General features: G+C 61.4%; 10 protein-coding genes and 1 pseudogene. 2 read left to right on the forward strand and 9 right to left on the reverse strand.

Features of this window, described 5'->3' with window-relative positions; translation table 11 throughout:
• Nucleotides 1-173 precede the first annotated feature (173 nt).
• The 3 genes from JJB74_RS27400 to JJB74_RS27410 form a co-directional block, all read right to left on the reverse strand.
• Complete coding sequence (locus tag JJB74_RS27400) at nucleotides 174-1,799, reverse strand: rhodanese-related sulfurtransferase (RefSeq protein ID WP_200597520.1); 1,626 nt, start codon at nucleotides 1,797-1,799, stop codon at nucleotides 174-176.
• The gene (locus tag JJB74_RS27405; RefSeq protein ID WP_200597522.1) at nucleotides 1,772-2,359 is read right to left on the reverse strand and encodes a cysteine dioxygenase family protein; all 588 of its coding nucleotides are present in this window, start codon (nucleotides 2,357-2,359) and stop codon (nucleotides 1,772-1,774) included. The genes JJB74_RS27400 and JJB74_RS27405 overlap by 28 nt, the downstream gene beginning before the upstream one ends.
• Before the next feature lie 91 nt (nucleotides 2,360-2,450).
• Entirely contained in the window at nucleotides 2,451-3,629 is a 1,179-nt protein-coding gene (locus JJB74_RS27410) for an MFS transporter (RefSeq protein ID WP_200597524.1), read from the reverse strand.
• A gap of 112 nt (nucleotides 3,630-3,741) precedes the next feature.
• Between JJB74_RS27410 and JJB74_RS27415 the strand changes: the two genes are divergently transcribed.
• Nucleotides 3,742-4,644: a LysR family transcriptional regulator gene (locus JJB74_RS27415; protein ID WP_200597526.1), complete on the forward strand. Its 903-nt coding sequence runs from the start codon at nucleotides 3,742-3,744 to the stop codon at nucleotides 4,642-4,644.
• 256 nt (nucleotides 4,645-4,900) lie between these two features.
• Here the strand turns inward: JJB74_RS27415 and JJB74_RS27420 are convergent, their stop codons facing one another.
• Together JJB74_RS27420 and JJB74_RS27425 are read right to left on the reverse strand one after the other, a co-directional pair.
• Nucleotides 4,901-5,734, reverse strand: a complete 834-nt coding sequence (locus JJB74_RS27420) for an SDR family NAD(P)-dependent oxidoreductase (RefSeq protein ID WP_200597527.1) — start codon at nucleotides 5,732-5,734, stop codon at nucleotides 4,901-4,903.
• Between the two features lie 228 nt (nucleotides 5,735-5,962).
• Complete coding sequence (locus JJB74_RS27425; RefSeq protein ID WP_200597530.1) at nucleotides 5,963-6,889, reverse strand: LysR family transcriptional regulator; 927 nt, start codon at nucleotides 6,887-6,889, stop codon at nucleotides 5,963-5,965.
• Nucleotides 6,890-7,041: 152 nt separating this feature from the next.
• Here JJB74_RS27425 and JJB74_RS27430 point away from each other — a divergent pair, with 152 nt between their 5' ends.
• A complete protein-coding gene (locus JJB74_RS27430; RefSeq protein ID WP_200597532.1) occupies nucleotides 7,042-8,043 on the forward strand; it encodes a zinc-dependent alcohol dehydrogenase family protein in 1,002 nt (333 codons plus the stop codon).
• Here the strand turns inward: JJB74_RS27430 and JJB74_RS34230 are convergent.
• The 4 genes and pseudogenes from JJB74_RS34230 to pyk all read right to left on the reverse strand — a co-directional run bounded on the left by JJB74_RS34230 (nucleotide 7,997) and on the right by pyk (nucleotide 11,564).
• Entirely contained in the window at nucleotides 7,997-8,395 is a 399-nt protein-coding gene (locus JJB74_RS34230) for a DeoR family transcriptional regulator (protein ID WP_200597534.1), read from the reverse strand. The genes JJB74_RS27430 and JJB74_RS34230 overlap by 47 nt on opposite strands.
• Nucleotides 8,396-8,593: 198 nt before the next feature.
• Nucleotides 8,594-8,743 (reverse strand): annotated as a pseudogene (locus tag JJB74_RS27440) (4-hydroxythreonine-4-phosphate dehydrogenase PdxA); the annotation flags it as partial.
• Nucleotides 8,744-8,818: 75 nt separating this feature from the next.
• Nucleotides 8,819-10,102 carry a phosphopyruvate hydratase gene (eno, locus tag JJB74_RS27445; RefSeq protein WP_200597536.1) on the reverse strand — a complete coding sequence of 428 codons (1,284 nt, stop codon included), beginning with the start codon at nucleotides 10,100-10,102 and terminating at the stop codon, nucleotides 8,819-8,821.
• A gap of 43 nt (nucleotides 10,103-10,145) precedes the next feature.
• On the reverse strand, nucleotides 10,146-11,564 hold the full coding sequence (gene pyk, locus JJB74_RS27450) for a pyruvate kinase (protein ID WP_200597538.1): 1,419 nt from the start codon (nucleotides 11,562-11,564) through the stop codon (nucleotides 10,146-10,148).
• Between the last annotated feature and the right edge of the window lie 7 nt (nucleotides 11,565-11,571).

Raw genomic sequence — 11,571 nt, forward strand, 5'->3', positions numbered from 1 at the left:
TGACCGAATGCTTCGCCATTGAAGAAGCGGGCCGAGACATGCAAACGGCCATTCATCTCGGCTTCGCAAACCACCGTTACTGCCCGGCTCCCGCGGCATTTGAAACTGCAAGGAGAGAACAAATCCCTCGGACACGCTGGCAGTACCTGCATGCGCCATCAGTTGCATCGAGCTCAGGCCACCTTGAAGAAGTGCGTGCCATCGCGCTCCAATTGTGCGATCAGCCCGAATTCCCAATCCAGATACGCCTGCATTGCTTCGGCCGCGTTGTCAGTACCTTCATAAGGACGGCGGTAGCGGTCCGTGCGCGGCACGGCGAGCCGCGTCTCCCCTTCTTCCGTCGGCAGATCGGCATCAACCCATCCGCGGGTACCGCCTTCGAGCACCAGCACTTCGGCTTGCGTGAGGCGTTTCAGGTCGGATGCGGCGAAACAGGCCAACTGGCTGGCGTCACAGGTAAGCACATAGCGCTTGGCGGGCGGAATCGCCTGCAGTGCCTTCTCCATCTGCGCGCGAATCACAAACCATGCGCCGGGAATGTGGCGCCTGACATAGGTGGCGCTGGCGTTGAAGTCGAGCACGGCGGTGTCTTCTTCCTTCCCATCCTTCAGCCAGCTTGCCAGGGTATGAGGCTTAACCATCGCAACGGTTTCTGCTACCGGAATTTGTGGATGCGTAATGCCAGTTTCGCTGCGCAAATTTGAATCGACCGGATCTACGACCCAAACATCCCATCCCATCTGCGCAAGCCATGACGCGCTCATGTCGGCTCGCGTGCCATCGTCGTCGGCCAGCACGATGCGCGCGCCACGCACGGGGGCATTGTGGTCGGTTTCCTGAACCAGCTGTCCCCCAGGCGCATTGACGAAGCCAGGGAGGTGGCCCGCGACGAATTCTTCAGGCGTACGCACATCGAATTGGTACACGGTGCGGCCTGACGCGCGCAGCGACGGCAGCGCTTCATGAGCGACACGGCGCACGCCGGCCTTCACGGCAATCTCGCGGGCGCCTTTCCGTGCAAGGGCAAGATTGGTTCCGCTTACCGCAACGGGTGCGCGGCGGCTGGCGCCGTGATCGAGCGCCTGGCCGGCAAGCTTCCAGCCTATGGTGCCGTTGCGCAGCGCCGCCACGGGGTTGGGTAGCCCGGCGTTGATCAGCGATTGCGCGCCGACGATGCTGCGGGTGCGGCCTGCGCAGTTGACGATCACACGGGTGTTCGGATCGGGCGCGAGCTCGCGCACGCGCAATACCAGTTCCGCGCCCGGCACGCTGACGGCGGTGGGAATGCTCATGGTCTGGTACTCGTCGAAGCGGCGCGCGTCGACCACCACGACATCGGCATGCGCATCGAGCAAGGCTTGTACTTCCTGCGCGGGAAGCGATGGCGTGTGGCGCATGGATTCGACCAATTCGCCGAAGGCCTTGCTCGGCACATTGACGTCGCGAAAGGTCTCACCACCGGCGGCTATCCATCCGGCAAGTCCTCCTTCGAGGAGGTGCACATTGGTATAGCCAAGCTCACGCAACACCTTCGCGGCACGCGGCGCAAGATCGATGCCGTCATGCTCGCCATAGATGGCGATCACGGTGTCACGGCGCGGGATGCGTGACCACGCCTCGAGTTCCAGCTTCGACAGCGGAAAATTGGCCGCCCACAGTGGATGCGACTGCGCGTAAGGATCTTCTTCGCGTACGTCGATCAATGCGATTTCCTGGCGGTCGAGCAGGATCTGCCGGACAGCGGCGGGGGTGATGAAAGGAATGGCTGGCGTCATTGGAGTTCCCTGGAACGGTCCCATAAATTGGGGAGCTGTGTGTTGGAGTAACCGGAGATGAAGGACTTGCGCACGCCATCTTCGGCGTAGACGGAACGTTTTACGGCGCCGATATTGGCGCCGTAGACATGGATACTGATCGACACGCGGTCGCCGTAGGCGTTATGCACCTGGTGGATGTCGCCAATGGCAGGCGACACCGCTTCCACCTGTCCGGGATCGATGCGTACCGCTTCGCCTTGCGGCCTTGGATTTCCTTCCGCGTCGAGTGCGTAAGGCTGCGAATATTCCGCGCCCCTGAGCATGCCGATCAGGCCCCACACCGTGTGGTCATGAATCGGCGTGCGCTGCCCCGGCCCCCAGATGAATGCCACCACGCAGAAGCGTTCCGACGAATCACAGTGCAGCAATACCTGCTGGTAATGCTGAGGATGCGGCTGCGCGTAGATGTCGGGCAGCCAATCATCATGCTCGACCAGTTTCGCCAGCAGCGCGCTGCCTTCCTGCAGTATGCGTTCCTCGTCTGGACGCCCGTCGAGCAGTGCCGACAGGCTGATGATGAATTCACGTAGCGGTGCGACCATGTCATGTCTCCGGTGCTGTCTTGCCGACCCGATCGGGATCGTATTGTTTTGTCGCGCGGGAATTGGCTGCATAGTACATCGCTACGCTTCTTCAGATGGAAGAAGAACAGGAAGTCACAGAAGCACGGCGACGACCACGCTCGCCCAGCCAGACCAGCACCAGGCCGCCGGCAGCCAGCGCCGTGCCGACCAGTGGCACGGCGGCAAAGCTCAACCCTTGGCTGATGACAGCCCCGCCCAGAGCAGCACCGATCGCATTACCAAGGTTGAATGCGCCGATGTTGACGGATGAAGCCAGACCCGGGGCCTGGGCCGCTGCCTGCATGACGCGCATCTGCACCGGGGGCACGATGCCAAAGGCGGCGGCGCCCCAGACAACGAGTCCGATGGCCGCGCCTGCGTGGGTAGTCAGCACCAGCGGCAGCAAGGCCATCACGATCGCAAGCGTGGCAAGGATGAGCTTGGTGGCGCCGTCGAGCGACCAGTCGGCCAGGCGACCGCCCAGGCTGTTACCGAGCGTGAAGCCGATGCCGATCAACACCAGGGCGATTGCCACGAAGCTCGGGCTGGCATGGGTGATATCGGCCAGCACTGGCGCCACATAGGTATAGAGCGCAAACATCGCGCCGGACCCCAGTACGGTAGTGCCCATGGCCAGCAGCACATCACGGCGCATGAGCACCTTCAGCTCGCGGCGCACATCCGGACGCATGCCGGGCTCGCCCTTGGGCAGCGCCAGCCACAGCGCGGCGATGGCAAGGAGGCCGAGCGCGGCCGTCCCGCCGAAGGCCAGGCGCCAGCCTATCTGCTGCCCGATCCAGGTGGCAGCCGGAACACCGCCTACGTTGGCCACGGTCAAGCCCATGAACATGGCCGCAATCGCGCTGGCCTGTTTTTCCCGGGGAACGACACTGGCCGCCACCACGGACCCGATGCCGAAGAAGGCGCCATGATTCAGGCTCGTGATGAGGCGCGACAGTAGCAGTGTCGTATAGCCGGGAGCGAATGCGGACAACAGGTTGCCGATGGTGAAGATGAGCATCAGCGACATCAGGGCCGCACGTTTGCCATATCGGCTGAAGAGCAAGGTCATGACAGGCGCGCCGGCCATGACCCCGATGGCATAAGCGGACACGAGCATGCCCGCGCTGGGAATGCTCACTCCCACGCCGTCGGCGATGACGGGCAACAGTCCCATGGGCGTGAATTCAGTGGTGCCAATGGCGAACGCGCCTATGGCCAGGGCAAATAGAGCAGTAGAAGATTTCAACGGCACTTCTCCATGAAAGGAAGGGATTGATCTTTCGATGGCGCATTGTGCCGGCTTTATATTTGCAGATTAAGCGTAGCCGCCGCTAGAATCTTTTGATTTCAGGTCAAGAATGAAAACCACGCTCGACGAATTGCAGGCCTTCGTGGCCGTCGTGGACACGGGTTCCATCACCGCGGCATCGGAACTGCTCGGGCTGACGGTATCGGCCGTGAGTCGTACGCTGGGTCGGCTGGAAGAAAAACTGCAGACCACGCTTCTGCGTCGCACGACGCGGCGGCTGGAGCTGACTGAGGAAGGCGCAGCCTTCCTGCAGCACGCCCGCGCCATCCTTGCCTCGGTCGATGAAGCGGAAGAGCAGATGGCGGCGCGGCGCTTGCGTCCGGCCGGTCGGCTGCGCGTCGATGCCGCGACGCCTTTCATGCTCCACGTGCTCGTGCCCCTGATCGAAGGTTTTCGCGCCCGTTATCCCGAAGTGGACCTGGAACTGAATTCGAACGAAGGCATTACCGACCTGATCGAGAAACGTACGGACGTGGCCTTCCGCATAGGCGTCTTGAAGGATTCCACCTTGCACGCCCGGCCCGTCGGCGCCAGCCGCTTGCGCATGCTCGCCAGTCCCGCCTATATCGAGCGCCACGGTATGCCAGCCAAGCCGGCTCAGCTGCAGCAGCATGTGCTGTTGGGCTTTAGCCACCCCGACACACTGAACGACTGGCCGCTGCACGATGCCAACGGAAGCGTCCTGCACATCCAGCCAGACATCGCGTCTTCCAGCGGCGAAACGCTGCGGCACATGGCCCTGGCGGGCCTGGGCATTGCCTGCCTGTCAGACTTCATGACGCGCGAGGATCGTCGTCGTGGAAAGCTGGTGCCACTCTTTGCGAAACAGGCACTGGACGTACGCCAGGCGGTCAACGCCGTCTACTACCGCAATACCGCGCTGGCCGCGCGCATTACCTGTTTCGTGGACCATGTGGTGCAAACCTTGGGCAAGAAACCATTCGATGCCTGACGCTTGGGCGCCAGTACATTCATGGAACTGTTACCGGGTCTCGCCGCACGCGATACCGATGGCCATAAGGCTATGGTGGGTGACGACCTTAAGCAGACGTTCCTCACCACATCTACGGTCTGGAAGTTAGATTCACAACGCGTCAGAAGCTTCTCGTTTCCAGTCTTCAGTACGAAACCGTACGGCTTCGGCTGGTACGCCGACCGCACTTTGTACATCATGGCCTGACTGATTGCTATAGACCCAATGCCAGGATTTACTGGACGGTGGCTGATTGCCCAAGCAGCTTCCATTGTGCATCAGAGATGGCGCGATGTTCGCCAGCTTGGACTCCATACATCACGGCATCTATACCGGCAAGGATACGAACTGGAGGCGACTCCAGCTCGGCGAGCGCAAGCACCATGACAGCATGCCCTGCCGGATCGCCGAGATATGAACGGTATTCCGACGATTGCATCATCGCGATGGTGGCGCCAACCGTCTTGGCATAGGCAGGATCCGGCTCACTCACCGTGAGTGAAGAAGACTCCGCGAAACGGGTACGCATTCCGCCAGGCTCGACGGCCGTCACCTTGATGCCAAGCGGCCCGACCTCGAGCGCCAGGCTTTCCGCAAGTGCCGATACCGCAGCCTTCGAAGCGTAATAGAAGGCTGCGCCAGGCGTCGCGATACGCGCGCCAATTGACGAGATCAGGATGATGTGACCATGGCCCTGTCTACGCAGCGTCGGGATGATGGCCTGGCACGCATGCACTGCGCCGATCAGATTGGTATCAAGCAGGCGGCGGACGACCTCGACCGGTGTATTTTCGACAGGCCCTACCGCCCCAAAGCCAGCATTGTTCACCAGTACGTCGATCGCTCCGAAGCGGGTGACGCCTGCCGCGACCGCCGCATCCCAGGCCGGCCGGCAATGAACATCCAAGCCGAGGGCCAGCAGATTATCGGGGTGTCGTGCGGCAAGCTCATCAAGCGTTGAAACCTTGCGCGCTGTCGCGATAACGCGATGGCCAGCGGCGAGCGCGGCCTCTACGACCGCCCGGCCCAAGCCAACGGAGCTACCGGTAACCATCCAGACCTTTGACATGTCGCTTTCCTTTGACTTGATGACATCGCCCATTCTGGGGAGCGCTTCCCGCCAAACAAACAGCGAATCTGCAAATTCATCGTTTCGATTGGCGGAATGATGCCGTAGGCGTTCGCGTCAAACGCCCGCCAGCAATGAAGCTTTGCATGTCTAATGATGTCGCATCCGGCCAAGGGCGCGATCTGATCAAGGAAGCTGCAGCGGACGATATGCGCAGCCCATCCATCTTTACAGGGCGTCAGTCCCAGCGAGCATGCCGTGAGGGCGCGTCCGGAAAATCTCATGCAGGAAATCGACGAACACCTTCACCTTGGCAGCGCGCAGTTGCCGTTGCTGGAACAGCACCGCCACGTCCGGGCCTGGCGCCGTCCAGTCCGTCAATAGCGGCACCAACGCGCCGCTCGCGATCCTGTCCTGCACCGAGACCGACAGTACCTGGATAATGCCGCCGCCGGCGATCGCCGCGCCGATCAGGCTCTCGACGTGATCGGTGACGAAGATGCCCCGCGGGGCGATCGAGCTGACCTGGCCATCGCGCTGGAAATACCAGGGCCGGACACGGCGCGACTTCGGGTAGAGGAAATTCAGGCACGCGAAGCGGTCCAGGTCTTCCGGCGATGTCGGGCTGCCGCGCCGGGCCAGGTAATCCGGTGAGGCGCAGCAGACGTAGCGCGTGCCTGCCAATGTCTGCGCCACCAGGCGGGAGTCAACCAGATTCCCGATTCTGACGAGCACATCGATGCCTTCGTCGACCATGTCGACCAGCCGGTCATTGGCGCTCATGCGTACCGTAACTTCCGGATAATCCGTCAGAAAGCGCGGGAGCGCCGGAGAGATGATCCTGGTGCCGATAATCCCGGGCATATCGACCCGCAATAGGCCGCTCGGGGCTGTCGTCGAGTGGCGTAGGACGTCTTCCAGCTCGTTCATGTCCGCCAGCAGGCGCATGGCGTTTTCGTAGCACTGGCGCCCCTCTTCGGTGACGGACATGCTGCGCGTCGTCCGATTCAGCAGTTTGACGCGAAAGTGTGCCTCGAGCGCCGCTACTTGGGTGGTGACCGAGGTCGTGGAGATCCCGAGCCGGTCGGCGGCACGCCTGAACCCTCCCGCATCCACGACACTGCAGAAGACTTTCAACGCATCCAGGCGATCCATTCTCTTCTTTCTCTGATTGCTCCACGACGGCCGAGAATTGTAGCAGCGCCCTTCGACTGTTCTGGAATCCGGAATTCTGCATTGGCCACTGCCCCGTTTTTTCGCAGCGGCGCGGCCCGTACACTGGATCGCATCCATTGAAAGGAGTGATCATGACTACCCCCACCACCATGCAAGCAGTCGTCCTGCAATCCTTCGGCGAGCCGATGATGCTGACCGATGTCGCGCGCCCCTCGGCAGGTCCCGGCCAAGTGCTGGTCCGGATCGAAGCGAGCGGCGTCAACCCGCTGGACACCAAAATCGCCGCCGGCAAGGCCGACCATGCCCGTACTGTCCTGCCGGCGATTCTCGGCATCGACATGGCTGGCGTGGTCGAAGCAGTCGGCGGTGGCGTTGCCGGATTCCAGCCGGGCGACGAGGTGTACGGCATGAGCGGCGGCATCGCCGGCGTGCAGGGTTCGCTGGCCCAGTACGCAGCGGTCGATGCGGAACTGCTCGCCCACAAGCCGAAGACGATGTCGATGCGCGAAGCCGCCGCCTTGCCGCTCGTCTTCATTACCGCCTGGGAAGGCCTGGTCGACCGCGCCCAGGTTGGGCATGGCGCAAAGGTGCTAGTGCATGGGGGAGCCGGTGGCGTCGGCCATATCGCCGTGCAGATCGCGCGTGCATTCGGCGCCGAGGTCTACGCGACCGGCGAGGCCAGCCAGCGTGCCACTATCGAAGGGTATGGCGCGACCGCCATCGACTTCAGGGCCAACACTGTGGAAGATTATGTCGATCGGTACACCGCGGGCGACGGCTTCGACATCGTGTACGACACGGTCGGCGGTGCGACGCTGGACGCATCCTTCCGCGCGGCGCGACTCTACGGCGGACATGTTGTCAGCTGCCTGGGCTGGGGCACCCATGCACTGGCGCCGCTTTCCTTCCGCGCGGCGACCTATTCCGGGGTGTTCACCCTGCTGCCGCTCATCCGCGGCAAGGGGCGCGCCGCGCATGGTGCCATCATGCGCGAAGCCACCCGCCTCGTCGAGGCCGGCAAGATCAAGGTGCGGCTCGATCCGACGAGGTACACCCTGGGCGACGTGACTGCTGCACACCGCGACCTCATCGATGGCAAAGCCGACGGCAAGCTCGTGATCTCGGTTGCCTGAAAAGGAAAGCATGAGCGACCACAGGAAAGTGCAAGAGGTGCTCGCAAAATATGCGTGAACAGCGGACAGGCGGGATGGGACGGCGATGAGCAGCTTGTTCATCGAAGAGGTCCGGGTCGAGATCAAGGGCAACACGCTGATTGACTGCCAAATGAGGCAGAAGCGCAGGCGACGGGGCGGCGGCGCCGTAGGTCCGTACGATACAGCCGTCGTTGGCAAGCTCGGCAAGATCGCGGCGGATCGAGGACTCCGAAACCCCGAAGCGGCGGCTCAGTGCTTCGGCGTTCGTCGCCTCCTTGTTGACGATGTCGAGGATCACTTCACGGCGTTTTTCAGTTTTTGTCATTGCCATCCAACGTTGCGGCGCATGGTGGTCAGACTGAACGGCCCCAGCGCAAAGCAGCCGCGAACAGAGGGCGCCGACAACCGCATTGTCTGCAACAGGCCCGCGCGCAGAGTCGTATTTTCAGGTGCCTAAGGCTGGTTAATGTGCCCGGCGAAGCCAATACGTCAGACATGCCGTCATATCCCGGAATAGTTGGACCGGGCGTCAGCCGCGCCGCGTGGCTAGGGCGATGGCCTTGCGCCTTGCTTCCAGCATGCTGCCTTCGTCGGCGAAGCCTGTGCCTGCGATGTCGAAAGCCGTGCCGTGGTCCACCGAGCTGCGATTTACCGGCAAGCCAACGGTGATGTTGACCCCCGGTCGGTAGGATGTCTCACCAGATTTTTGCGCTAAGCCTTCTTGACATGGGAAGAGCTTTTTTACGAGACGTACTCAATTAATGTTGAAAAACGCTTCGCGGCCCGGATAGCTGGCGATATCGCCCAGATCTTCCTCGATGCGCAGCAACTGGTTGTATTTCGCCATGCGATCCGAGCGCGACATCGAGCCGGTCTTGATCTGCAGCGCATTGGCGCCCACCGCGATGTCGGCAATCGTGCTGTCCTCGGTCTCGCCGGAACGGTGCGAGATCACCGCGGTGTAGCCGGCGCGCTTGGCCATTTCGATGGCGGCAAAGGTCTCGGTCAGGGTGCCGATCTGGTTGATCTTGATCAGGATGGAATTGGCGATGTTCTTCTGGATGCCTTCCTTCAGGATCTTGGTGTTGGTGACGAACAGGTCGTCGCCCACCAGCTGGATCTTGCCGCCCAGGGTCTTGGTCAGCGTGGCCCAGCCGTCCCAGTCGTTCTCGGCCATGCCGTCCTCGATCGAGATGATCGGATACTTGTCGCACCAGGTCGCCAGCAGGTTGGTGAAGTCGGACGAAGACAGCGTCAGGCCTTCGCCATCGAGGCGATACTTGCCATCCTTGTAGAACTCGGACGCGGCGCAGTCCAGGCCCAGCGCGATCTGGGTGCCCGGCTCGTAGCCGGCCTGCTCGATCGCCTGCAGGATCAGCTTGATCGCGGCTTCATGATTGGCCACGGACGGCGCGAAACCGCCTTCGTCGCCGACCGCGGTGGTCAGGCGGTTGTCATGCAGGATCTTCTTCAGCGTGTGGAACACCTCGGCGCCATAGCGGATCGCCTCGCGGAAGCTGGGCGCGCCGACCGGGATGATCATGAATTCCTGCAGATCAAGGTTGTTATCAGCGTGCGCGCCGCCGTTGATGACGTTCATCATCGGCACCGGCATCTGCATCGCGCCGGAACCGCCGAAGTAGCGGTAAAGCGGCAGGCCGGCTTCCTCGGCCGCGGCTTTGGCTACCGCCATCGATACCGCCAGCGTCGCGTTGGCGCCGAGGCGGGCCTTGTTGTCAGTGCCGTCGAGGTCGATCAGGGTGCGGTCCAGAAAGGCCTGCTCATTCGCATCCAGGCCCATGATTGCTTCGGAGATTTCGGTATTGATGTTCTCGCAGGCCTTGAGCACGCCCTTGCCGAAGTAGCGGCTCTTGTCGCCGTCGCGCAGCTCGATTGCTTCGCGCGAACCGGTGGAGGCGCCCGACGGCACCGCGGCGCGGCCCATCACGCCGGATTCCAGCAGCACGTCGCATTCCACGGTCGGATTGCCACGGGAATCGATCACTTCGCGGCCGATGATATCTACGATAGTGCTCAACTCTTTCTCCTTGAAACAGTTTGAATTCGGGACCAGGGCAAACTCATTCAACCTGTGCAATACGCAGTAAGTTTGTCGTCCCTGGTGTGCCAAAGGGCATGCCCGCCGCGATAACAACGGTCTGGCCTCTTTTTGCCAATCCCTCGCGTGCTGCGGTTTGGCATGCAAATATGGTCATCTCCGAGACGGCCGCGACATCGTGGGTTAGAACTGGGTGTACTCCCCATACCAGGGCAAGCTTGCGGGCGGTACTGAGCTTGGGCGTCATCCCGATAATGCGTGCCTTTGGACGTTCCCGCGCCATGCGCAAAGCGGAATAGCCAGAGCTGGTGTAAGCGACAGTGGCGGCAGCATCCAGCAGGTCCACGACATTGCGCATTGCCAATCCAATTGCGTCGGCAATCTCAGCACGCGCAGGGCTATGGGATGCCTTCATCGTCTCGATGAAAAATGGATCGGCTTCGGTCTGATCGATAATGCTGCTCATCATGCGAACTGCCTCAACCGGAAACTTTCCCGATGCGGACTCGGCTGACAACATTACCGCGTCAACTCCGTCGTAGATGGCGGTTGCAACGTCCGACGCTTCTGCGCGGGTTGGCACTGGCGCATTGATCATCGACTCAAGCATTTGCGTAGCCACAATCACGGGCTTTCCCAACTGTCGGCACATGCGCACGATGCGCTTTTGAATGGCCGGCACCTGCTCGGCAGGCATCTCCACACCGAGGTCGCCCCGAGCCACCATGATGGCGTCGGAAGCATGCACGATCTGTTCGAGCTGGTTGATGGCCGCCGGCTTTTCCAGCTTCGCCATGATTGATGCCCGGCCTTGTATGACCTCCTTGGCTTCTTCGATATCTTCGGGCCGCTGCACAAAGGACAGCGCAACCCAATCGATACCCAGCGCCAGGCCGTAGTCGAGATCTCTTCTGTCTTTCTCTGTCATTGCGGACATGGGCAGCACTACACCGGGAACATTAACCCCCTTGCGCTCCGATAGCATGCCGCCGTTGATTACTCTGGTATCAGCGAAGTCCGGACCGCAACGTTCGACTTGCAGATCGATCTTGCCGTCGTCGAGTAGCAATCTCGCGCCTTCAGTCAATGCAGCAAAAATTTCCGGATGGGGAAGTGAGACGCGGCGCTGATCTCCTGGCTTTTTATTGTCCAGATCGAGACGAAACCGGGCACCGTTCTCCAGCATGACCGGTCCGTCCGTAAATGTGCCGATACGGAGTTTGGGCCCCTGCAAGTCAAGTAGCACCCCAATAGGGCGCCCTACCTCTGTTTCAACCGCCCGGATGATGTCGAGCCGTCTCTTGTGATCCTCGTGCGTGCCATGGCTGAAATTCATCCGGAATACATCGACGCCAGCATGAAATAAGGCTTCAATGGTTTCCTTTGTATTGCTTGCCGGCCCGATGGTAGCGACAATTTTTGCCTTGCGGTTGCGGTGCATGCCAGTC

Origin of the sequence: Noviherbaspirillum pedocola, assembly GCF_016632335.1 — a bacterium.
Taxonomy (GTDB): domain Bacteria; phylum Pseudomonadota; class Gammaproteobacteria; order Burkholderiales; family Burkholderiaceae_D; genus Noviherbaspirillum_A; species Noviherbaspirillum_A pedocola.